Consider the following 24,102-nt stretch of genomic DNA (forward strand, 5'->3'; position numbering starts at 1 on the left):
GTATGGTATATTCAACGCATTAAGACCTTTTCTCCCGAAGAGGTTTTTTATCGTGTAGGTCAGCGATTCCGCACGCATGTTCTTGATAAACGTCTGTTTAAACGAAACGTTGCAAAATGCAATTTAGAGGGGAAAGTTCCGCCCCGTTTGGTTGCTGATGAAAATGCTCACTTGATGTATCCTATCTTTGAATCGGCTGTTGATATTTATAAGCCGATAGACTGGCATCGTGATCTTTCGTCGGGAAGATCGTTCCCTGAAACGTTTGCCCATAAGATTAATATTCGTTCCGATGAATTTGGCAGCGCCAAGTATGTGTGGGAAGTTAACCGCATGCTGTTCCTGACGCGTATTGCAAAACTTTTTAAGGAATCGGGAAATCGTGATTTACTAGATCTATTTGTCTATCATGTGACATCGTGGATGGATTCGAATCCCTATTTGCGGGGGGTAAACTGGTACAGCAATATCGAGGTAAACATCCGTCTAATTAACTGGGCGTATTGCTGGAAGTTGTTGGATGCTGAAAATCTTTGTAAGTCTGACGAAAACTTCGGACGATTTGTCCGTGAAGTATGGCTTCCCCTCGTGAACCAGCATATTGAATTTTCAAGGAAGCATCCGTCGCTGTATTCGTCTGCGAATAATCACCTTGTTGCAGAATATGCTGGCCTCTTTATTGCGTCATGTTGCTGGGATTTTCCAAAACGTGAAAAATATCGTGCTTATGCCAAGGCAGGACTTGAAAGAGAAATTCTCTTGCAGAATGTGTCCGATGGCGTAAATCGAGAAGAGGCTGCCGAGTACATCCAATTTATTGATGACTTCTTTTTGCTTGCCTCCGTGATGGGAGATGAGGCGGGGTGTCCGTTGTCGTCGTCGTATAAGGACCGCCTTCATCAGATGGCTCGTTACTTGAATGCCATGCTGGATGTGAACTACAATTATCCCATGTATGGAGATGGGGATGATGGATTCCTGTTGCGTCCTGATGCTGGTGGTCATTTCAATAACTTTAGATCGCTGCTGACATCTTTTGCAACCTATTTTGCTGATGCTTCCCTAAAACGTTCCGACTTGAGTTGGGATGATAAGAACCAATTGATTTTTGACAATCAGGGAAAGGCTGCTTTTGACGCTTTGAACGCCGACGGCGATAATCCTGACAAGAATGTGTTCCTGACAGAAAGCGGTCATTACATTTTTAGAAAGATGGCTGGAGGAAGGGAAACATTTCTCCATTTTGATGCTGCTCCTTTGGGCTTCTTGAGTATCGCTGCACATGGTCATGCCGATGCATTGAGCATTATCTTGCATGTGGACGGTTTCCCTGTTGTTGTGGATTCGGGTACGTTTACTTATCATACTCACAAGGTTTGGCGTAAATACTTTATGGGAACTGTTGCCCATAATACAGTCCGCGTTGATTTTATGGATCAGGCCACTCAGGCCGGACCTACCATGTGGTTGAATCATTTTAAGTGCAGAGCCTTGCAGGTTGAAAATGATTCTGTTGTTGCAACCCACAGTGGTTATGATAAGCTTGGCGTCTGTCATTCTCGAAAGGTCGAATTCTTGCGGGACCAGGAAGAATTTATAATCACGGACTCTTTAAAGTCTGACGGATCTCATGATGCGGAAATACCCTTCCATTTAAGTCCTTGTGCGCAGGTGGTTGAAACTTCCAAGGGAGTCTTTGTAATCTCTGTTGCCGGGGCTCGTCAGGTGCAAATCACTACGGATCCGTCGCTGGAATATCGTATTGTGTCTGGCGAAGAATCTCCTGTGATGGGGTGGTATTCTGAACACTTTGGGGAAAAGGTCCCTTGCAAGGTGCTGTACGCACAAAAGAAGTGTTCTGGAAATTCAAGTTTTGAAACGAAGATTAAGGTGCTTTCATGATTGAAAAAATTTGTCATATTGGGCCGGCTCTTTATGTTCAGGGTGGAATCAGTTCTGTTCTTGTGAGTTATAAGAAGCTTTTTAAATTGCCTGAGGGCAATTTTATTGCTAGCTACAATGGCTCCTTTGTGAAGTCTCTTCCGGTTCTTTTTTTGCTTTGCTTGCGTCTTCTTATTTGCCCGCCGAGCCAGTTTGATTTCTTTCAGATTCACACTTCTAGTTATGGAAGTTTCTTTCGCAAATATTTGATTAGCCGCTGCCTCCGTCTTCGCGGTCGAAAGTACGTTTGTCACATTCACGGAAGCCTGTTTGATAAATTCTGCAATGGAGCGCCTTCAATTGTAAAGCTAATGTTGAAGGATTATTTCGTTCATTCCGAAAAGATTTTCATTCTCTCTTCGGAAATGAAGGATATTGTTAGATCGGTGTCTCCTTCTTCCGAAAATTTCGTGGTAATCCCGAATCCTGGCGAAAGTATTGCCGGTGCTCCGGAGGATCTTTCTTTGCATGAAAATCCTGTGAAGGTGATTTTTTCAGGAAGATTCGGAAATCGTAAGGGCGTGTATGATTTGATTGAAGCCTTTGATAAGTCTTCTTTTTCTGTGCCTGTGGAGTTGTTCCTTTTTGGCGATGGTGAAGTGGACAAGGTTCGTGAATGTGTTGAAAAGTCCTCGAAATCAAGTCTGATCAGCGTGTCGCCCTGGATGAAACATGGGGATTATATCAGACAGTTGCCCAAGTATGATTTGCTTGTGCTTCCTTCCTATGCAGAACGCTTTAGTATGAGTTTGGTTGAAGCACTCGGCTTTGGTTTGCCTGTGATTTCGACCTTCGTTGGTGGAACTGCAGAAGTGGTTGAAGATGGAGTTTGCGGAATTCTTTGTGAACCCGGAGACATTCTTGCCCTGACGAAGGCTTTGGAGACTATCGTTAATGATAAGGCCTTGCGACTGAAGATGGGAAAGGCGGGTTGGGAACGTGCCAGCACTCATTTTACAGGTGATGTTGTGAAGGGCTGCTTGGAAAGAGGCTACCAGGATTTGTTGAGTTGAAATATGATTAGTGTTGCGGTTCTGCTGGCGTTCTTTGCTTTGTTTGCAATGATGATTCTTGGGAATAAGAATCAGAGTTATCCTTGGATTCTTGCAAGCGTTATCCTTTTTCCGCAATGCGTCAGCTTTACCCAAAGCCCTCAGATTTCTCCCCAACAGGCTTTCCTCTACGGTTTCTTTGGCTTGGCTGTTTTAAGGAATAGCTCTGCTCTGGTTGATGGTGTCATCAAACATCCCTTGCGTATCCCTCTGTTTTTGTTGATGATGTCTCTAGCAGGAACTGCTGTATTGAATGGGGACGGTTCGAAGGGCCTTTATAATGCTTTCCGCTATTTCATGGAGAGCTATGCCTACCTTATTGTTGCCTATATGGGTGGCTTGTATTTTAAGGAAATAAAGATTGAGGAAAAGTGGTTCTATCCTGTAGCTGTCATATGTGTGCTGGGTGTAATCGAGTTTGTGCTGCGTACGAATTATATCTTCCCCCTGATTTGTAAGGCGTTCCCGAATTATGATGGCTTTTATGATTTGAACAGTGCCGTTTCTGCTTCAAGAAGCTATCGAAACAGAATATTCGTGACGACGATTCATCCCTCTGCGTTTGGCTGTATGATGAGCTGTGCCTTGATGATGTTTACCTGTTGCATGAAAAGAATTCCGTGGCCTCGCAACAAGGTGTGGTTTGTATGGGGTGCCCTGTTCCTGTTAGTGTGCCTTTCCGGATCAAGAACGGCTCTTGCTTGTTCTTTACTTGGTTTGCTGCTGTTCTTCTTAGGTAAGGTCAATGTTAAGATTAAGTTCCTTGCCGTTGTTGTGCTTGCGTTTGCAGTGGCAAATTTTGCACATAAATTTGTTGAAGAATTTTCTGTCGAGGGACAAGGTAGTTCCATATCGATGAGACAGGAACAACTTCTGTTTTCTTATGTTCATTTCATGAACAGTCCCATTTATGGAAATGGGGTTCGTTATACAAGTAAGACGGTGATGGAGCGCGACGCCTATAATGACCGCGTTACCGATAAGGAAATTGGTGGCCTGGAATCGGTGATTTTCTTCCAACTCATTGACTACGGCCTTTGTGGAATCTCATCCTATTTTCTGCTGTTCCTGTTCGCGTTCTTCTATTTCTTTAGACGACGACGTTTTGACTATGGACAGGGAGGTATGCTGGTTACGGTAGTCTTTTTTGTGTCTGCCTGTATGTCTGGTGAGATTGGCGGCAATAATGTATTTGCCTACATGCTGATGGGGTATTGTATGGGCGCATGCCGTGTTGAAGAAGATGACGAAATGCGGGAAGAAAGTTTAAGCGGTGAATCTCAGAAGATTACTGAAGAGGAGGCTGTAAGTGAATAAGTTTTCTGTTGTCATTACGACAAAAAATCGTTGTCAACTTTTAGAAAAGGCAATTCAGAGCGCCCTGTCGCAGACCACGGGGGATTTGGAATGTATCGTTGTGGATGACGCCTCTACTGATGATACCCAGAAAATTTATGCCGTAGATCCTCGCATCGTTTACGTTCGCATTGATGCCAAGGATTCACGAGGTGGAAATTATGCCCGTAATCAGGGTATTGCTCGGGCCACAGGCAAGTTTATTGCATTTCTTGATGATGATGATGAGTGGCTTCCTAATAAGCTTGAAAAACAGTTAGCTCTCCACGATCAACATCCGGGCTCCGTCATTTTTTGTGGAAGAACTTTCAAAAAAGTTTCAAGTGAAGGTGAAACTCTTCATACCGTCATTCCTCCACAGAAATTTTCTGGGAACTTGTCTCGCCTAATCCGTACCACTTACGTGACTTCCACTTCATGCCTTTTCTTCCCTAGAAATTTGCTTGAAAAAGTTGGAAATTTTGATGAACGTTTGACTTTTTGGCAGGAGTATGAACTGTGCATCCGTTTGGCTCAGGTGGCTGAATTTCATTTTGTGCCGGAAGCCCTTGTGGTTTGTCTAGATGAGGTGAATGTCAAGGCTCGCGTTTCTAATAACGTGCTGAACTGGTCCGAAAATACTTCATACATCCGGAATAAGCATCAGTCCCTCTACGATGAACTGAGCTTCAAGGAAAATTGGGCCTATCATGCAACTTTGGTAAAAGACGCATTCCGACGTCACCAGCGTGCAGGAATGAAGGCTAAGGCTTTCTATTACGGTGTTATCCGTTTCTTTGTTGAATATATTCCCACGAAAGTTCTTCATCTTTTTTGAGGTACGATATGAAAAAAGTTTGTTTCTATCCGTCATGTCAAAAAAGAACAAATCATTTTCTGTTTAATCTGGCGAAGTTGCTGGAGTCTTCGGGCAATTTTCAATGTGTGAGCTACAAAGAAATGAAGAAAGAAGGCTCTGGGAATTTGTTTGAATCGGATGTTTATCACATCAACTGGTTTGATCAGAGTAAGACTTTTTTCTCCTTTTTAAAGAGACTCTATTTTTTACTTGCTCTGAAACAGAAGAATAAACGTATTGTCTGGACGATTCACAATATCGTTTCTCATGTAAAGACTCCTTTTTACAACAAGATTCTCTTTAAGCTGCTGGCCCGTTTTTCAAGTGTTATTCATGTGATGTGCGAAGACACTCTGACTATTGCCCATCTTGAAAAATATGCAGGGAAGGTTAAGCTTGTTCCTCATGGAGATTATTACGGGTCTTACCCTGAAAGCGATCTTGATGTTCGCAAGAAGTTTGGGATTGATGAACGTTCTCCGATTATGCTGTTCTCGGGGGCTATCCAGCCTTACAAGAATATAGAGGTGCTGGTGAAGGCTTTTATGAAAGCATTCGGTGAAAACGAGAATGTGGAATTGCCTGTTCTTTTGATTTGCGGAAAGGTGGAACCTGCTTCCTATGAAGCCGATATACGTAATTTGATTGGAAACTGTAAACGCATTGTCTTTAATCCTGGTTTTATTCCGGATGATGAATTGTCTGCCTATGTAGAGTCGGCGTGCGTTATGACTGTGCCCTACAGCTATCGTTCTTCTCTGAATTCAGGAACGATTCCGCTGGCTTTCTCTCTTGGGAAAACTTTGATCTGCCCTGATATTGCATGTGTCAAGGATATTTTGAAACAGTCTGATTGTCTGTATGGCTATCACTACGAATCCGAAAGCGAACATGTGGAAATTCTTGCTGAAAAGATGGCCGAGGCGTATTCTGATTTTGTTAGCGGTAAGATTGGCGAAAAGGAATCGCTTGCTGTGCAGTACATGGCCAGAAATTCCTGGGAATCCCATAAGAAGGAATGGCTTGAACTTTACGGAGAAACTTCATGCTGACTTTTATCTTTGTAGATTACAAGTCTGGTGAGGCGACGCTCAATTGCATTGCTCACTATATAAAAAAGTGTAAGAAGTCTCCTGCGGAAATTTCTTTTGTTGTCGTTGATAATAGCGTTGACGATGGCAATTTCGTGAAACTGTCTAGCGCCTATTCCACTATTTCGATAACAGAATATGATGGATCTGTTCTGGAAGAAAAGAATGTGGATGGCTACCGTCTGCTTTTGTGGAAGAATACTAGCAATGCTGGATATGGAAAGGGAAATAATGCCGGCGCGAAAATTGCAGGCGAGTTCCTGGGAAGCGATTATCTGATTTTTACAAATAATGACTTGCTTGTCCTTGATGATACTCTTTCGGTTGACACCCTGATTGCCGAGACCGAAAAGCCGAATGTGGCTATCGTCGGCCCGTCCATTGTCGGTAAGGATGGACGTCCGCAGAACCCTTATTTTGAAAAGAATTTCTTTTTACGTTGGGGGTTGGACAATCTTTGCTATCCCTTGGCTCGCTTTTTGCCTAAAAAGTTGACTTCGGGTGACTTGCAAGAAAATTTTGTTCAAAATCCGGTTTTCCGAGTCATGGGCGCTTTTTTCCTGATTCCCCGTAGAATCTTTGAAGAAGTTGGCTGTTTTGATCCCAATACATTTCTATTTGCCGAGGAATTAATTCTTTCAAGGAAACTTCATGACAGGGGGTATGTAACCCACTATGTGCCGGCGGTACACCTTCTTCATAATCACTCTGAAATCATAAATAAAAATTATGATTTTTCTAAGAGGCTGATGCTCCGATTTGAATCGGAATCTTATTATTATAAGAATTATGCTGGTGTGAGTTCCGTTCAAATTTTTGTTGTACGTATGATTTTGAAGTCCTACATCTTTAGAAAGAAAATCTGCAAAAAGATAAAGAGCCTTTTTAAGAAGGTGTGATATGAACGCAATTGTTTCCGTTGTTATCCCTGTTCATAATGGTGAAAAGTATCTAAAGGAGTGCTTGGATACTGTTGTCAATCAGACCTTGAAAGACTTAGAGATAATTTGCGTTAATGATGGTAGCACAGATGGATCTCTTGCCATTCTCGAAGATTACGCTTCCCGCGATTCTCGCATAAAGGTTGTTTCACAGGAGGCGTCTAATGCAGGTCATGCCCGTAACACAGGACTTGCGGTGACTACAGGTGAATACCTTTCATTTTTGGATGCAGATGACTGGTTTGAATTGAATATGCTGGAAACGATGGTGACTGCGGCAAAAAAAGATGATGCTGACATCGTGTTCTGCAAGGCTGCCACATTTGACCAGAAAACAGGTGTTCAATCCACAAAGTCGTTTTCCCTGAAGGAACGTCTTGTGCCCAAGGGAACGGTTTTTTCTGGCAAGGATATTGCCGAGGATTTGTTCCAGTTTTGCAGAACCGCTGCCTGGGATAAACTGTATAAGGCTTCTTTCATTAAAGCGGAAGGCTTGCGGTTTCAGGAACAGGCTCGCATGAACGACTGCTTCTTTTCGACCATGGCGAATGTTCGTGCCAAACGGATGGTCGTATGCGATAAGATGTTTATTCATTATCGCATCAATACAGGGACTTCCATTACGTCCATTTCTCCGGATATAGCCTATCCCTGCACCTTGAACACCTTTGGTCTTTTACAGAAGACCATGAGGGCTGATGAGCTGAAGGCTGTTGAAAAATCCTGGAAGAATTTTGTGGTGAAAAATGTGGTAAATGAAATTTCCACGTTCTCTGTAGATGTGGCCTTCAAGTATTACACCATGCTGAAGCAGAATGATTTCGGTTTAAGCGGAATGAAAGGCTGCCAGATATATGACAGTTTCCTTTATTGCATGTACGATAAGTATTTGGATAAGGAATGGGACGAAGTATCTTTCAAGACCGCCTTTGAAAGTTTTATGCAGGAATATCGAGCCAAGAAAAAGCAGGCGAACTGGAAAAAATCTTTCAGTGGTTTGATTTCCCTGTTGCGTTCCCACAGCTTCTCCAGTTTAGTTCGTCAGTTTAGAAATTCCCGATAGGGGATCGTATGAATGGTTGTGGACTGATTTTCGCTATTTTACTAGCGGTATCTACGGCCATGGCTAGTGACCTGGATTCCCTTTTAGATCGTTTGAGAGAGGACTATTCCTCGAATGTTCCTCCGGAAGAATCCCTGAAAATTGTTGAGGACCTACATTCTGACGGAACATGGTCTGGCCCCAAATATCATGAGAAGGGGCATACTCCCATTGAACATTTGAAAAAGACGAGAACGTTGGCGGAAAGCTATGCATATGCCTGTGCTGGACCGACTGCCAATAGTGAGTGCCTAAAAATAAAGGAGGCCGCAATAAGGTCTCTGCTTTTTTGGTTTAGTCGCGAAGAGGATTTTGTAAACGATAATTGGTGGATGAATGAAGTCGGTGTGCCGAGGGAACTGGCTCCCATTGCACTGTTGCTGTGGGATGAATTGCCTGATTCATTGAGGACCAAAATTATTCGATGTTTCCCTGAATTGCCGAGTCGGAATGGTGTTAACAGAACATGGATTTCTGAACTGGTCGTTATCCGTGGAATTCTGGAGCGAAGAGATTCTCTGATTTATGATGGCCTGAAAAATATTGAGTCCACCATGCTTGTTACAAGTAGGGAAGGGCACCAGAAGGACCATTCCTTTTTTATGCATGGCAATCTGTTGTATAATGGCGGGTACGGGAAAATGGCTTTGTCTATTGGAGCGAAGTGGGCGTCCTTTTGTCGTGGGACGGTATATGCCTTTAATCAGGAAACACTTGATGCAATGAGCGCTCTTGCCTTGCATGGAAATCGCTGGATGATGTGGAAAGGGATGGTGGATCCCATGGTTCTAGGCCGTGAAATTTCTCGTAAGGACGATAACAAGAATGCAGGGGGATACGTTTATATTATCAGGAATTTGGAAAGTGTAGATTCCTCCCGTGCGGAAGATTATTCCTTGTGGAAAAAGGAAATAAAAGGAGAAAATTTTCTTTCGGGTTGCCATTACTTTGAGCGAGGAGAATTGATGGTTTGCCGTTCCGATGATTATTACATCTCTCTCAAGATGTCTTCAAGGAAAACGGTAGGTAGCGAAAGCATCAATCGTGAAAATCGGAAGGGGTTTTGGTTAGGGGCGGGAGTCCTATCTGTATACCGTCACCCGGATGATTTTAAGGATATTTACCCTCTATGGGATTGGTCTATGCTTCCTGGGATTACTTGTTACGACAAGTCCGAACAGAAGGAAAAACGTGTGACTAATGAGTCTCGATTTGTTGGTGGCTTGAGTGAAGGAAACATTGGCGTCGCAACAATGATTGTTGATCGTTCGGGAATCTTTGCCAAGAAAACCTGGGTGTTCATCAATGGCACTGTCGTTGCCCTGGGGGCTGATATTTCTAGCAGGATTGATTCTCCGATCCGAACAACACTGGATCAGCGCTTGTTGTCGACGGATTTTTCGCTTGAGTCTGTTCCTGCCGTTGGCGACTCTCTTGAATCGTTAATGGTTCTGCATAATGGAATTGGTTATCGCAGTCTAGACGGTCAGACCTTCAAGGTAAAGGTTGAAAATCGTGAAGGAAACTGGAGTGAAATCGGTACAACGAAATTTGTTGAACATGGAAAAATTTTCTCGCTATGGATTGATCATGGAATTCTTCCTCAAAAGGCAAAATATGCCTATCTCATGGAGGTTGGGGCAAAAACAGGTCATTTGACTTCCGGACATAAAGAATGTATTCTAGTTCTTCAAAATGATCCTGTGGGTCAGATTATTTATGATGCCGCAAACCACATTGTGTGTGGAACAATGTTCCGAGCTGCTTCATTCAAGTTCAATCAGCAGGCGTTCTTCTTTGATGTTCCCTGCGTCTTTATTTTCCGCGAAGACGGAGGATTTCTAAAAGACCTCTTGAAGAAAGACCTTGTTTTTGAAAAATGAATTAGTTACAGGAGGCTCTTGTAAAAATCAAGAAGCTGTCTAGAAATGGTCTTGCTGGATAGATGCCGTTGTGCGTAAGTCTTGTTCTTCTGGCCGTACCCGGCGGCAGCCTGCGCCAAGCCTTCCTTTATGCTGGATATCAGAGATTCCTTGCTGCCTACTTCAAATACGGGGTTCCCGGATTCCTTCAGGAACGGACCTACATTTCCTGTATCGGGGCCTACGACAACTTTGCCGAGATAGAATCCCATAGAGGCGTTCCCTGAATTTAGAATGACAACGCGCTGCAATAGCATCAGGTCTGCCATCGCTCCGAATAAGGGAATCTCCTCTTCGGGAATGATTTTTGCACTTGTCTTGATGTTGTGCAGTAAATTCAGCAATAGACATTTTAGCTTTGTCTTTGCGTGGCGCAGGTAAATTCGGATGCCCTTTGTCTTTCGCTCGATGAAGAATGATGGGGCAAGAATCTTGATGGAATTCTTCTTTAGGAAGTCGGTTAGCCCGAGTAGTAAATCTCGTTCCTGCTGGTCTCTAAAGGCTCCAAGGCATAGAATGTAAGTGTACTTGGTGCTTAGTCCAAGTTTTTTTGCAGCCTCTTCTTTTGTGACGGGATCCTTGTATCTGTCATCATAGATATGATGGGGGAGAATTTCGTGTCTGCTGCGAGGATACAATTCCTTGAACAGGTTTTGACTGTAGTTCCCCATGTGCAAGATCATGTCGCATAATTCGTAGACCACTGTGTAGGCTTCTGTTTGCCAGGGAAACTTTGCAAAGTGTGGCTTGATGTTGTGACATGTTGCTACAATCTTGCCGCCCTTTTCCTTGATAGCTTGCAGACGTAACCCCAGATCCTCTGGGGTCCTATTTGTGTTCTTTAGAAGAATATCTGGCCAGTGGATGTGTATGATGTTGCAGGATAATATTTCTTCATTCCAGAAGGTTTGAATTCCCGAAACAACTTCCAGGGTGTCGTCTATTTCTTTTAGACGCTTTATAAGAATCGAAACATACGGATTGAAACAATCGTTTTCGTCAATGCCAAAATAAATCTTCATGGGCTAGCGGAAAAGGGGGTGGAAGTCGTGCTTGTACTGGAGCGAATTCTTTCGTTCGCCGATTACTTTGGCGGGTACGCCTGCGACGATTGCATTGGCGGGAACATCTTTGGTGACGACGGCATTTGATGCAACGACTGCTCCGTTCCCGATTGTTACTCCGGGAAGTATGGTTGCCCTTGAAGCGATCCATACATGGTGACCGATATGAACCTTGCCTGCCCTGGATTCGTGAGTTTCACTATTGGGGTCGTGGTCCATGGTCCAGATCATTACATTTGTTGCAATGTCTGTGTCGTTTTCAATTTCTAGCGTTCCACGGCCGTCCAAAAGTACATCTTGATTGATGATGACTCGATCCCCGACGGAAATGCCTTTAGGGTATAACAGCTTGACATGGCGCAGAAAGGAGACTCCTTCGCCCATCTTTCCCAGGATCTTTTTTAGGTAGCGTGTACGAATTCTGCGGCTCGGAAATGAAAGTATCCACGGTCGGATGACTTCTGTCTTGAATAGCTGGTATTTTTGTTTGAAAGTCATAATTTTTTTTTGTATTTATTACTAATATAGATAATTATAAGTTTTATTGTTTTGGCTTGTTCGGGGTAGAAACATAAATCTATTTGAGGTATTGTTTGCTTTTAAGAACGGTCTGCCTTTTTTTTCTAGCGTTTGTGCTATTGTCCTGTACGGAAACGTCACAGGATGATGATTCCTTTGGTCAAGGCGCATCGGAATCTTCGTTGGCTTCCTGCGTAGAAAGTATAGCTCTTGAAGATGAATTTCCATTTGAAAATTCTGAGTATCCCTTTGTTGGGCTTCAGCGTATTGTCATAGAGACGGATTCTTGCGAGCGTGATATTGAGAAGGGCGTTTATACATGGGCTAGCATGCGTGTGTATGGGGAAGATTCTGCACAGGGAGAATCGTTAAAGATGCGCATCAAGGGACGTGGGAACTCCAGCTGGAATGATATGCCGAAACGGGGCTATAAAATCGTTTTTGAAGAAAAAAAATCAATGCTGGGGATGCCTCGAAATAAGGAGTGGGTTCTTGTCGCCAACTATGCAGATAAAAGTTTGATGAAAAATCATTTGGCTTATAGGTTGGCATCTGACATTGGAATGGAATTTTCTCCGCGAAGTGAATTTTTTGAATTTTATTTAAATAGCGAATATCTGGGCGTTTACCTGTTGACAGAGAGTATCGAAGTCCGAAAAAATAAGGTAAATCTCCCTGAAGATGTGGATTCCTATCTGGTGGAGTTTGATGCCAAATATAACGAAGGAGAACAAGTTGTATTTGCCAATGTGTTAGATACGAATAAGCCATTCCGAATTCATTACCCTAAAAATGCTTCGGACAGTTCTTTGGAAAAATTGTTAAATCATGTTGAATCGTTTGAAAGATTCTTGCTGACGGTTGAAGGGGCGTCTATAGAGGAAATCTCTGAATGGATTGACATTGACGCTTTTTCAAAACATTTTTGGATTCCGGAATTTGCGAAAAATCCAGATGCGAATTATTTTACCAGCGTCTATTTTACCTGGTCGGATGGTTGCCCGATAAAAATGGGGCCTGTTTGGGATTTTGATGTAGCTTTTGGGGGAATGCGAATTTATAACGAGGCTCTTGCGTTAAGCGAAAATTGGCGAACTAGAGATGCTTATTGGAATGCAAGATTATTTTCAAATAAGGCTTTTGCAGATACAGTTGACCGGTATTGGAAAAAGTTAAGCCCGATTTTTGAAGGGGCTGAGGGAATTATTGATTCTCTTGGGGTAGCCCTAGAATTACCTGCGCAAAACAACTTTAAGCGCTGGGATATCCTTCATGAACATGGCAAGTGGATTTCCAATAGTGTTCGGAACTATGGAGAAGCCGTAAATAATTTAAGGAAGTGGGTCGTCGGAAGACGAAGATGGATTAATGAAAATACTCCCTAGAGTCTCCATTTCTTCTTTATGATTCTTCTGGCGATTCTGCTGTGTCTTGCGCAGAATAAGGCTATCTTCTGTTTTGCCGAAATGACGCCCTCGTTGATTTTAGAGCGAAATGTCGGATCGAATACAGCATAGCGAATAAGGGCCTTTCCAAAATCCTTTTTGAATTTCTGGATGATGGCTTCGTCTTTGATGTACTTGGAAAGGTACACGCGCATTTCTTCGCAGGATAGATTGAATCGGTATTGAGCCTTGTTCTTTTCGCCTCTGTGGCAAGCGGAGTTGGGCGTCAGACGATAGACTGATGTGACTGTGGGATCGTAGTGGATTTTACCAAGAGTCGATGCGAAGAAGAATAGCTGTGTATCTCCCATGAGGAAATATTTGCTTATTGCGAAGTCGTCGTTAATCTTGGACCAGAGAGAACTTCTGTAGACGGTGGTGACCGTTTGGACTCGGTACTGATTGGCGTCTAGGATATAGAGGCTTAAATCGCTTTGCTTATTTTTCTGAATATCCAAATTCTGTTGAATTGATTTATCTTCTAGAAATTTGTCGTTGGTCTGATCGTAATATTTGAAAGCCGTGTGAGAAAAGATGTAATCAGGATGACTTTCTAGAAAATCAACTTGTCTTTGCAATTTATTCGGGTCTATCCAATAATCATCGCCTTCGCACTCCGCGTAATATTTTCCTTGAGCTTTGGGATAGACGAAGGTGTTCCAGACGCTGACTTTTTTGGAATATTGATTTTCGGTCTGAAGAATAGGCTTGATTAAGTCAGGGTATTTTTCTGCGTATTCCCGTACGATTTTTGCGGTGCCGTCTGTGGAGGCGTCATCATGGATGATGATTTCGATAGGGAAATTAACCTTCTGAAGGAGGAATCCTTCGATGGTCTGGGCGATATATTTTTCGTGGTTATACGTTGTGCAAAGAATGGATACTAATGGCTTGTTACACATTGTTATTATATTCCTTTTTCTGCTTTTGCGATTCCCACGATCCGCATAGTTTTTTTTCAAATGTTTTTTAACGTCTGCGGTTTTCAAGAAATTTAAATGTTTCTATGAAATGCAAATTACCTTAGCATGTCCAATAGGTGCTTGGCGTCTTGGCGCTTGCGGATGACTTTGTAGCCGTCTTCAGTCAAGGATACCATAGCGCATCGAGGATTGATGAAGAAGGGGGTCAAATTGATTCGATAAGCTCCGGAAGCCTTAAAAACAAGGAAATCACCTTTCTGGTAGTGGGTCAATTTGATTTGTTCGGCCACTTTGTCTACTTCCATGCAGGTTGATCCAACGACGTCTGCAACGATTTGTTCCTGAGGTTCGTTTTCGCTATACTCGACGTAAGGATAATTTGTTTTTCCGCTAGGACGGACTTGATAAATGCTGGCGTCCACAGAAACGAAGTGTTTCCCATTTACATTTTTGTGCTGGTAGACTTTAGTGGCCAGTTCAAAAACGTTGGTTACAACGGCTGCACCCGGCTCTATGACGATGTATGGCTTGTGCTGGTCGAACCAGGCGTTGTTCAGGAAAATGTCGCAAACGGCTTGAGCATAATCATGATAAGTAGGCCGTTTTGATACATCAACTTCTTTGGGGGCGGCGCCAAAGAAACTTCCTCCAAGATCTACATACTGAACATCGTTCAATTGGAATTTTTCGCAAATTTGAACTAATCTTTCTGCGATAATCTTGTAATTGTCCACAGAATGATTTGTTGTTGATACATGGCCATGTACGGCGTTTATTTTTATGTTGGCGGCTTTTAGTTCGGGAACGATTTCCTGAAGAACTTCTTCGGTGAATCCAAAACGGCTTTCGGTAAGTCCACCCTGAATTGCCGAGGCTCCATTACGAGTGTTCAACTCCATGTTGATTCGAAGACCGACGCTAAAATCCTTTTCGGGGAACTGTTGCTTCAACTTAAGGATGTTGGCGACTTCATAGCTGGAATCCAAATTGACGATGCTTCCGTTGTTTGCAACATGCTGCAGTAGAGGCTCGTCCTTAATGGGCCCGTTAAGAACAATGTGTTCTCCACGAAAACCTATCAATTCTGCTAGATTGTATTCTATTTCAGATACAACCTCTGCGTAGAGGCCTTCTTCTTTAACGATTTCCAACAGAAACGGAGTGTAGTTGGTTTTAAAGGAATAAGACAAGATGAACTTGGGGTAAAGTTCCTTAAAAGCTTTTGAAAAATTCCTGAGATTCTCACGGAATAGTTCTGGATGGACTATATAAAATGGAGAACCAACTTCACTGGCAATTTCGTTAAGTCTAGAATACATAGGTGTTCGCTATTTCAAAAGGTTGATCTTGTAGTAACTCTGGAAGTTGTCGATGATTTTGCGCATTTCTTCGTAAGTGGGAAATTGCAAAAGCATGATGCCGACTCGATCTGTCAGTTTTGTAAAGCGGTTGACGGGGTCTCCGTTTTTCTTGAATATCAATTGCTTGAGCGTGTACGGACTTAATGAATCTGAAATTTCAATGCCGTTGAATGTTCCGCCTTCGTTAGAGTAGATCAATGCGTAGGCGAAGAATCCAGTGGGCTTGCATCCGTCAATGTTTAACGGTTCCCCTAGTGCCAACTTGACTCCAATTTCTTCAAGACTAACTCCGTAAGCCTTGTTCATCAGTTGATAAATGAAGTTTCCGCTGTGTCTTGAGTTTACTTCAATGAAGTTGATTTTCCCTGACTTTGAAATTCGAAATTCTGTATTCAGTACGCCCGAAGTGATGCCGATGGCAGACGCCAGCTTTTTGATTTCTTCCTCAATATCGTTTCGAATATTTTGGGGAATGACGTTTTCTCCAAAGATAGTGGAGTAAGGAAGAATATCGCTGTTGGGAGCGTACAAATGTTTGCCGAGAAATGATATTTTTACTTCGCCGTTTTCAATGACGCAGTCGCCGTTTATCTGAAGATCAGTCTCAATGAATTCTTCAATAATAATGTTTCCGCTTTTGGAAACGCTGTGTGCGTAATCCACGGCCGGCTGTAATTCAGCTTCGCTGCAAACTTTGGTGATTCCGTTGTTCCCGCCGCAATCCGTGGGCTTTACAATAACGGGGTAGGGGAAGGCCTTCGCTTCTTCAGGAATTACATTCCCGTTGAAAAGAGTGAATTTCGGGAAAGATGTAAAACCGTTGTTTTGGAGGAACTTCCTAAAATTATTCTTGTAGGAAAGAGTGTCCTTGACTGTGCAGGAAATGCCAGGAAGATTGTATTTTTCGATGAGATGACAACCTGCAAATGATCCTGCTGAAGAGGCGAAATAAACTACTGCATCAACAGGGTTCTTTTCGATGTATGCATCAATAAGATCAATGTCGAATGTGCTAATCAGCAGTGATTCGTCTGCTTCCTTGTGTCCCGGGTTTTCGGCTTTGTTATCGCATGTAACTACATGAAGTCCACGGGACTTTGCGTATCTGATAGCAGGCAAAGTTGACAGGTTTGCGTCAAAAAAGATAATCCGTTTTTTCATACTGTTATTCCAATGAGATTTTTAGCCATTGGGCTTCATTGTTCAATGCATTCAACAATTGGTCTCGGTTTTCAAACTGAAGGAACAGAGTGCCCAGAGAAGTATTCGCTCCTGTAAAGGGCTCTATGTGATCACCCGGCTTTACAATTAAACCTATATCGCGGACGTATTTTGACTTGAAATCTTCATCGATTTCAACGGATACCAAAGTTCCTTTTTGGGATGAATGCAAAATGTAGTTGCACCAGACTCCATCGTATTGGGGAGTGCTGATGTTTTCTACGGGCATGCCTAGGGCTTTGCAAATTTCTGCGCGGATAAGTGATTGACCTGTGGCCATGTCCTGAAGTTCTGCGATGCGATTGCCGCCACCACGGGGACTGACTTCCATAATGTAGGCTTTGCCGTTGGAACAGACTCTGCTTTCTACGTTGTAGATGCCGGACTTGACCTTCAGCAGGGTAAATAGCCTTTGAAGTTGGCAGGTGAGGTCGTCCTGGAATTTTTGTTCCATGGAGGCGGGCCAAATTTCAATTGCCGGTGTATATGGGTTTGCTGCGTTAGCGTCAAACAACTGGTCCGAGTAAGCAGGGTAAACCAGCTTTCCGTCTACGGTAAATACGTCTGCACTGGATTGTGCGCCCACCTTATCTAGGAAGTCTTCAATGACGAAGTTCTTGCTGATTGAGGCGGATAGTGCTGTGGCGATGGCGGACGCTAGGTCTTCTTTCCTTTCAACCTTCGTGACCCCCTTGCTGCCTGCAGAGTCCACTGGCTTTACAATAACAGGCCAGTTGAAAAAATCGACGTCGCGGAGTGCGTCTTCTGCATTGTTGTATCCTTTGGCGTTGGGGGTGTTAAATCCGGTGTCGGAAAGGAACTTTCGGAATTTAGACTTGTCTTGTAGAATGCAAGCGGCTTCATAGGAACACTGGAAGGGAAGTCCCATCCGTTCGGCAACATACGCTGCCGTTGTCACCCCAGGGTCAACAGCATGAGATAGGATGCCGTCTATCTTTAGTTCTTGAGCAGCCTTCAAAACGGCATCCTTGTCAATGATGCTTACATTGCAGTATTCGTCGGAATACTTGTGTGCAATATTGTTTGGCAGGTAGTCTGCGGTAATGACGTAAATGCCCATCTTGTGGGCTTCCTCGATAACGGGGATGAGATACCGAAGGCCGCCGAGCAGCATCAATTTTTTTTGCGTCATGGAATTACCGCTTTACTAGCGCTTGTGAACGACTACGTCGATGACTCGGCTAACGCTTTCTTCGTCAAGGCCGGCGAACATGGGCAGACAGAGCACCTGGTTTGCCAGCTTGTGTGCTATGGGCAAGTTTGCTGGATTTGCTGAATCCAGGCCTTTGTATGCGCTGAATGTGCTGATCAACGGGTAGAAGTAACGACGTCCGAAGATGTTGTGTTCTTGCAGTTTGGCGTACAGGTCGTCTCTACTGATGCCGTATTCTTCGCTAATGAAGATGGGGAAGTAGGCATAGTTGTGTCGAACACCTTCAATATCCTGGAGGAATCGGATTCCCGGGATGTTCTTGAATGCTTCGCGATATCTGTTTGCTACGGCCTGACGTTTTTCGATGGCGCTGTCCACCTGCTTCAAGTTCAGCAAGCCGTATGCCGAACGAATCTCATCCATCTTGCTGTTGATGCCCGGGGCGACCACGGTTGTTTCTCCGTTGAACCCGAAGTTCTTGAGGAAGTCGATTCGCCTTTTGGTGGCTTCGTCATGGCAAACTAAGGCACCACCTTCGATGGTGTTGTAAACCTTGGTGGCATGGAAACTGAGGGTGCTCATGTCGCCTGCCTTCAATACGGATTCACCATCTTTTTTGACGCCAAAGGCGTGGGCGGCATCATAGATAATCTTCAGGCCATAGATGTCTGCGATTTCCTGGATGCGCTTCATGTTGCAGGGGGTTCCGTACACATGGACGGGCATAATGGCCGTGGTGTGCGGGGTAATGGCTGCTTCAATTTTTTCGGGGTCGATGTTGCCAGTTTCTTCATCAACATCTACAAATACCGGTTTCAGTCCGTTCCACCAGATTGAGTGGGTGGTTGCCACAAAACTATAGGGTGTGGTAATCACTTCTCCAGTAATTTTCATCGCCTGCAGAGCGGTAATCAGGGGCAGTGTGCCGTTGGTGAACAGGCTGATGTATTTTACGCCGAGGTAATCTGCCAGGGCTTTTTCCAGTTCTTCATGATAGTGACCATTGTTTGTTAACCATTTGCGGTCCCAGATGTCTTGAAGCATGGGAATGAACTCGTCCAGAGACGGGAGGAGCGGGGAGGTAACTGTAATCAGCTTGTTGTCCATTTTATTTCCTCTTGATCATGCTTAGTAGTTCGTCAATGGTCTTCTTATTAAAGAGATAACTGGTGATAAAATAGTAAATGCAACCTACTGCTATTCCTGTTGCAATCTGCAAAGCATACTGTTTCTCAGGTAGCAGGCTGTTTATCCCTATGACTAGTGCTGCCATAATGGATACATTCAGGAATGCGGGGAACAGGAACTTCATCTGAGTGAAAAAACCGGCTTTCAAAAACCTACCGGAATAGAATGTGTTTATGAAAAGATTTATCCATGTGGAGATGACTTGGCCGATGCACATTTCCAAAACACCCATTTGAAGGGTGATGATGAGGATGGTAAATCCAACCGTTTTCTTGATGATTTCCAACTTTAGGAAAAGGTCGGATCTGCCGAGAACCTGGAGCATATTTAGGTTGATTGCATGTACAGGGTACCACATCATGGCAAGGCAAAGAATTTGAAGCAGGATGATCATACCTTCCCAACGATCTGTCAGGAAAAGTAATGTACATGGTTTTGCCAGTGCGAACAGGCCCATCATTAACGGGAATACGATAAAGGTGGACATGTTTAAAAATTTCAAATAACCGTTGCGCATACGCTCAGGTTCGTTCTGCATTTTGCTGAGGACCGGGAATGATACTCGCTGCAGAATGCGGGTGATGTTGAGCGAAGGGAATTGGGCAAAATGTTCGGCCTTGGAGTATCCTCCCAGCTGGGCGGGGGTGTAGTACTTTCCGATTATAAGCGGATAAATGTTGTTGTAGACGGTGTCAATGATTCCGGAAATGAGCAACTTTGAACCATAGGAGAACAGATACTTAAAGGATTCCCTGGAGAAAAAACAGGTGGGACGCCAACGTACGACAAGCCAATATAGGGTAGACATGAGTACGGTGCTGAAGAGCGCCTGGATGACTAGTGCCCAGACTCCATAACCATTGTATGCAAAGAAGATGCCTACGGCGCCGGAAATGACTGCGCACACAAGCGAAATTTTAGCCTGTTTCTTGAAGTCAATTCTTATGACAAGTGTTGTTGTCTGGACCGCGTTAAAGGATTGTACGATAATCTTTAAAGCAAGAACTCGTAAAACGAGAGTGAGTTCTGGCATAGCGTAGAATTGCGCGATGAATGGTGCCAACAGGAATATGACTGCATAGCAAAACAGAGACATACCGATATTGAAGAAGAACATGGTGGCCATATCCTTTTCTGTACGGTCAATTTTTCGGATAATTGCATTTGAAAAGCCGCTGTCAATGAATGTCTGGCTGATGGCCAGAAAGACGGTTAGCATGGCGATTACACCATAGTCTGCAGGCGTAAGCATTCGAGCGAGGATGATGCCGAATAAGAACTGAACACCCTGCGTAGAAAATCTCTCTATGGCACTCCAAATGACTCCGTGCGCGGTTTTTTTCTTTAAATTGTCTGCCATTATACCTAGACTCCCCTTGTTAGGGAATTGTATTTATGCTTTCCACGGCAAATTTAGAAAAAAACATATTCGTGAATTTTTTATGTTATATAGTGATGGCGTTTATGAAGAATGGATTTGACTATTTGAAAAGCACCCGATTGATTGCGGTGTTTATTGTTTTTTTTGTTTCGATGGCCTTCGCCTATATTCCTGGCGAGTCGGGTTTTGTATCCCTGGAAAATGAACATGGAATCTGGGGGAACCCTGCGGGGGTGCCTGCTTTTGATTCCAAGGGCGGCTTGGTTTCCTACGATTTTGACAATGGAATTACCAATATTCGTGCCGGCGGTAATTTGGATCATTGGGCTGCTGGTTTTGATTATGTGCAGGGGCCCGATGGGCTTGATGAATCACGTTGGAGTCTAACTCACGGTTCTGACTGGTTGAACCGCTACCTGTTTTTGGGAACACGCATTACGGCCTTCCGCAGTTCTGAATTCCGTGGGACGGAGTGGAGTTATGCGCCTGGTGTCCTGATTCGCCCATTCCGCAGTCTCTCTCTTGGCTATTCCTGTGATAATCTGCTTTTTATCGGTCCGGAATCCCAGAAGAGAATTCATAATCTTGGAGCGACCCTTCGTCTGGGGTATTTTTTCAGCCTTAGCTATGACGTTGAAAATTTCGAGAATCATCGTCTCTTGTTAGAACTGGAATCTTATGGTTTCCGCTGGGGACTTAAGCTACCCATTTATGGGGATGACGGGTATCGACTGAGTTTTTCGATGCCTATCGGGGGTTACAACAATTTCGCCTTGCATGTGTATGACGATTTGTTGCCCAAGGGCGGCGCCTGGGGATTTCATTCTGCCCGCAATCCTCGTTCAAGTTTGAGTGCCCAGATTATTCGTGTACCCCTGGATATGGAAGTGTCTGAACGGGAGGATGAATTTGCATTTTTCCGCAAGAGTTCCATTAGTATCTGGAAGGTCCGCAATCTTTTTGAACATATGTTCCGCGATCCTTCTAGTGGTCTTGTCATTCTTGACTTTTCGGGCTATAAGGGAAACATCGGAGTGTCCGATGAAATCAACCGTTGTGTGATGAAGCATCGTGCTCGCGGGGGCAAGGTGGTTGCCTATCTTGATGATATTCGTCCATCTGTCCTTTTGGCAGCTTCCAATGCAGATCGTATTGTGGTGGAGCCTTCGGCTCATCTGAATTGGCGTGGCCTGGGCGGAAATATCTTATTCTATAAAGGTCTGTTTGACAAGCTTGGTGTAAAAGTTGAATTCCTGCGTCATGGTAAATTCAAGTCTGCCGTAGAACCTTATATTGCCGATTCCATGTCTGTGGAGGCCCGTTCCAATATGGATTCCCTGTATAGGGATTTGTGGAAAACTCTTGAGTTGATTATTGCTAATCGTAAAATCGCCAAGACCATGTCGATCGATTCTGCAGTGGCCTATCTAGATACGCTTGCTACAAAGCCTATGGTTACGGCGAAGGCTGCACAGAAGGCTGGGCTTGTGGATACCATGCTGTATATTGACCAGGTTCCCGCCTATGCAATCAAGTCTTTCTTTGGTTTTGATGCGCCTTGGGCTAGTTACCGCACCTGGCGTCCTACAGACAAGAAGATTTTCAATGAAAGTTGGACTCCCCGCACAAAGTTTGCTGTTCTGAATATTGATGGGTCCATTGATAATCGCATGGAACGATCTGTTTCGGAATCTCTTCGCAAGTTGCCTGGATCTGGTGCAGAAGCGTTGATTGTCCGCATTTCGTCTCCTGGCGGAAGCGCTATTGCCTCTGATAAGATTTGGGCGGCACTTCGTCATGTAAGCGAAAGGGGAATTCCTGTGGTGGCTAGCATTGGTCATATGGGTGCTTCTGGCGGTTATTATATTGCCTGTGGTGCAGACCTTATTGTGGCAGAACCCATGGCCATCGTGGGTAGCATCGGTATTTATGGCGGCAAGGTTGACGCCTCGGGACTCATGAGTAAGTTGGGACTTCGTGCAGAACCGGTGAAAACTCACGATTATGCGGATGCCGAGACTTTTGTCCGTCCGTGGACCGATGTGGAAAAGTCGGCTCTCCAGGAATACATGGATGATTTCTATGACCGCTTTACTGGCGTGGTTTCGAGGGCGACTGGTATTCCCCAGGCTACGGTAGATTCCAGTTATGGTGGCGGACGTGTTATGTTGGGCTTGAAGGCTGTTGCTGCGGGGCTTGTTCATAAGCTGGGCGGTATCGATGATGCCATCGCTGCGGCAAAGGATCTTGCTGGAGTAGGTAAGTCTACGGATGTGGATTTGATGATTCTTGATTCTGACAAGGCTTATACTTTGCCGATGCCTAGTTCTAAGGCTTTTGTGAATTTCATTACTGAAATGAATCAGACTCAGTTGTGGGCCATTGAACCCAATTTGTGGGAGATGGAATAATGTTAGGTATTGTCATAACAGTTCTTCTGTGTCTTGGGGCGTCTGCGTTCTGTTCTGTGACGGAAGCGTCTTTTTATAGCGTTCCTCCTGCTACCATAGAACTTCTGCAAAAACAGAAGAAGTTTACGGCCCGCTATATGTCCCATGTAAAGGATAATATTGACCGTTATATTGCGTCGGTTCTTGTGGTGAATACGGTTGCCAATACTGTTGGTGCTTCCTTGGCGACGGCCTTGGCTGTAAGGAATTTGCCTCCTGCAGGTCAGGTGGCCTTACCTATTGTGCTGACCATCCTGATTCTTCTTTTTGGTGAAATTACGCCTAAGACTCTCGGCGTGAAACAGGCCAAAATTGTAGCCCCCCTAGTTGCAGTTCCGTTCTACTACATTACGAAGATTCTTTCCTGGACTGGACTAATCTGGCTCTGTCTGACTTTGACGAAACATTGGACTCGAGAATCCGAGGAAAAGAAGGATGTGAGCATCGAGGATATAAACAGCCTTGTTAGCCTTGGCCTGCGTGAAGACGTGATTGACCGTCAGCAGTCCCTGGTGATCAAGAATATTCTTGCGCTGAAATCGGTTCCCGTGCGTAAGGTGATGACACCGCGCCAGGTGGTGTTCTCGCTGGATGCCAATAAGACTTTGGGTGAATCCCTGGACGAACGCGGAAACTGGCCGTTCTCCCGAATTCCCCTTTACGAAAAGAATAAGGACAATTGGATTGGAACGATTTTGAGGCGCGATGCCTACAACAAGTTGGCTGACGGTCATCGAGATATTAAGTTGCGTCAGTTGATGCGTCCCCTTCAGCTGATTCCTGATTCCTTGACTCTGGATAAGTTGCTGCTCCGTTTTTTGAAACAGCGTGGACATATTGTCGGCGTTGTGGATGAATGGGGCGCCATTGCGGGGGTCGTTAGTCTCGAAGATGTTCTTGAAGAAATTCTTGGCCGAGAAATCGTAGATGAATATGATGAGTCGGTGGACCTTCAGGAGTCCGCCCGTAAGCGTTCCAAGGCTTTGGCCAGTATGCGTGAACAGCGTCGTGCTGTAACCCGCACTACGGCGGCGTTGGCCCGCGAAAGTGTGGTGACTCGCGAAAACGTCGCTGTTCCCCGCCCGCAAAATTCAACTTCAAACGAAAATTCCGCTGACACTCAACAGCAGTAA

19 protein-coding genes are annotated in these 24,102 nt (G+C 44.3%); 11 read left to right on the plus strand and 8 right to left on the minus strand.

Going from position 1 to position 24,102, the window contains the following annotated elements; all coding sequences use genetic code 11:
• The first annotated feature begins 147 nt into the window (after positions 1-147).
• The 8 genes from B7992_RS10155 (at position 148) to B7992_RS10190 (ending at position 10,204) form a co-directional block, all read left to right on the plus strand.
• Positions 148-1,902 carry an alginate lyase family protein gene (locus B7992_RS10155; RefSeq protein WP_176421911.1) on the plus strand — a complete coding sequence of 585 codons (1,755 nt, stop codon included), beginning with the start codon at positions 148-150 and terminating at the stop codon, positions 1,900-1,902.
• Positions 1,899-2,954, plus strand: a complete 1,056-nt coding sequence (locus tag B7992_RS10160; RefSeq protein WP_073157532.1) for a glycosyltransferase — start codon at positions 1,899-1,901, stop codon at positions 2,952-2,954. The genes B7992_RS10155 and B7992_RS10160 overlap by 4 nt, the downstream gene beginning before the upstream one ends.
• Before the next feature lie 3 nt (positions 2,955-2,957).
• Positions 2,958-4,310, plus strand: a complete 1,353-nt coding sequence (locus B7992_RS10165) for an O-antigen ligase family protein (RefSeq protein ID WP_073157529.1) — start codon at positions 2,958-2,960, stop codon at positions 4,308-4,310.
• On the plus strand, positions 4,303-5,166 hold the full coding sequence (locus B7992_RS10170; protein ID WP_073157527.1) for a glycosyltransferase family 2 protein: 864 nt from the start codon (positions 4,303-4,305) through the stop codon (positions 5,164-5,166). The genes B7992_RS10165 and B7992_RS10170 overlap by 8 nt, the downstream gene beginning before the upstream one ends.
• Before the next feature lie 122 nt (positions 5,167-5,288).
• Positions 5,289-6,239, plus strand: a complete 951-nt coding sequence (locus B7992_RS10175; protein ID WP_176421912.1) for a glycosyltransferase — start codon at positions 5,289-5,291, stop codon at positions 6,237-6,239.
• Positions 6,233-7,177 (plus strand): hypothetical protein, encoded by a 945-nt coding sequence (locus tag B7992_RS10180; RefSeq protein ID WP_088666208.1) that lies wholly within the window; start codon positions 6,233-6,235, stop codon positions 7,175-7,177. The genes B7992_RS10175 and B7992_RS10180 overlap by 7 nt, the downstream gene beginning before the upstream one ends.
• A 1-nt stretch (position 7,178) precedes the next feature.
• Positions 7,179-8,282, plus strand: coding sequence for a glycosyltransferase (locus B7992_RS10185; RefSeq protein WP_073157519.1), 1,104 nt, complete (start codon positions 7,179-7,181; stop codon positions 8,280-8,282).
• 8 nt (positions 8,283-8,290) lie between these two features.
• Positions 8,291-10,204, plus strand: a complete 1,914-nt coding sequence (locus tag B7992_RS10190; protein WP_088666209.1) for a polysaccharide lyase family 8 super-sandwich domain-containing protein — start codon at positions 8,291-8,293, stop codon at positions 10,202-10,204.
• 5 nt (positions 10,205-10,209) lie between these two features.
• Here the strand turns inward: B7992_RS10190 and B7992_RS10195 are convergent, their stop codons facing one another.
• Both B7992_RS10195 and B7992_RS17290 read right to left on the minus strand, forming a co-directional pair.
• Complete coding sequence (locus B7992_RS10195) at positions 10,210-11,265, minus strand: hypothetical protein (RefSeq protein ID WP_073157513.1); 1,056 nt, start codon at positions 11,263-11,265, stop codon at positions 10,210-10,212.
• Positions 11,266-11,268: 3 nt separating this feature from the next.
• Positions 11,269-11,691, minus strand: a complete 423-nt coding sequence (locus B7992_RS17290) for a DapH/DapD/GlmU-related protein (RefSeq protein ID WP_073157920.1) — start codon at positions 11,689-11,691, stop codon at positions 11,269-11,271.
• 317 nt (positions 11,692-12,008) lie between these two features.
• Here B7992_RS17290 and B7992_RS10205 point away from each other — a divergent pair, with 317 nt between their 5' ends.
• A complete protein-coding gene (locus B7992_RS10205; RefSeq protein WP_176421913.1) occupies positions 12,009-13,211 on the plus strand; it encodes a CotH kinase family protein in 1,203 nt (400 codons plus the stop codon).
• Here B7992_RS10205 and B7992_RS10210 read toward each other — a convergent pair.
• From B7992_RS10210 to B7992_RS10235, 6 genes are all read right to left on the minus strand, one after another.
• A complete protein-coding gene (locus B7992_RS10210; protein WP_088666229.1) occupies positions 13,208-14,173 on the minus strand; it encodes a glycosyltransferase in 966 nt (321 codons plus the stop codon). The genes B7992_RS10205 and B7992_RS10210 overlap by 4 nt on opposite strands.
• A 116-nt stretch (positions 14,174-14,289) precedes the next feature.
• Complete coding sequence (locus B7992_RS10215) at positions 14,290-15,513, minus strand: hypothetical protein (RefSeq protein WP_088666211.1); 1,224 nt, start codon at positions 15,511-15,513, stop codon at positions 14,290-14,292.
• Positions 15,514-15,522: 9 nt separating this feature from the next.
• On the minus strand, positions 15,523-16,716 hold the full coding sequence (locus B7992_RS10220) for an acetyl-CoA carboxylase biotin carboxylase subunit family protein (protein WP_088666212.1): 1,194 nt from the start codon (positions 16,714-16,716) through the stop codon (positions 15,523-15,525).
• Positions 16,717-16,720: 4 nt separating this feature from the next.
• Positions 16,721-17,929 carry an ATP-grasp domain-containing protein gene (locus B7992_RS10225; RefSeq protein ID WP_088666213.1) on the minus strand — a complete coding sequence of 403 codons (1,209 nt, stop codon included), beginning with the start codon at positions 17,927-17,929 and terminating at the stop codon, positions 16,721-16,723.
• A gap of 15 nt (positions 17,930-17,944) precedes the next feature.
• Complete coding sequence (locus tag B7992_RS10230; RefSeq protein ID WP_088666214.1) at positions 17,945-19,057, minus strand: DegT/DnrJ/EryC1/StrS aminotransferase family protein; 1,113 nt, start codon at positions 19,055-19,057, stop codon at positions 17,945-17,947.
• A gap of 1 nt (position 19,058) precedes the next feature.
• Entirely contained in the window at positions 19,059-20,498 is a 1,440-nt protein-coding gene (locus B7992_RS10235; RefSeq protein WP_088666215.1) for a lipopolysaccharide biosynthesis protein, read from the minus strand.
• A 104-nt stretch (positions 20,499-20,602) separates the two neighbouring features.
• On the opposite strand from B7992_RS10235, the gene B7992_RS10240 reads away from it, so the two are divergent.
• Together B7992_RS10240 and B7992_RS10245 are read left to right on the plus strand one after the other, a co-directional pair.
• Positions 20,603-22,930: a S49 family peptidase gene (locus B7992_RS10240; protein WP_254917678.1), complete on the plus strand. Its 2,328-nt coding sequence runs from the start codon at positions 20,603-20,605 to the stop codon at positions 22,928-22,930.
• Positions 22,930-24,102: a hemolysin family protein gene (locus B7992_RS10245; RefSeq protein ID WP_088666216.1), complete on the plus strand. Its 1,173-nt coding sequence runs from the start codon at positions 22,930-22,932 to the stop codon at positions 24,100-24,102. The genes B7992_RS10240 and B7992_RS10245 overlap by 1 nt, the downstream gene beginning before the upstream one ends.

The sequence above is a fragment of the Fibrobacter sp. UWH1 genome (genome assembly GCF_002210365.1).
Taxonomy (GTDB): domain Bacteria; phylum Fibrobacterota; class Fibrobacteria; order Fibrobacterales; family Fibrobacteraceae; genus Fibrobacter.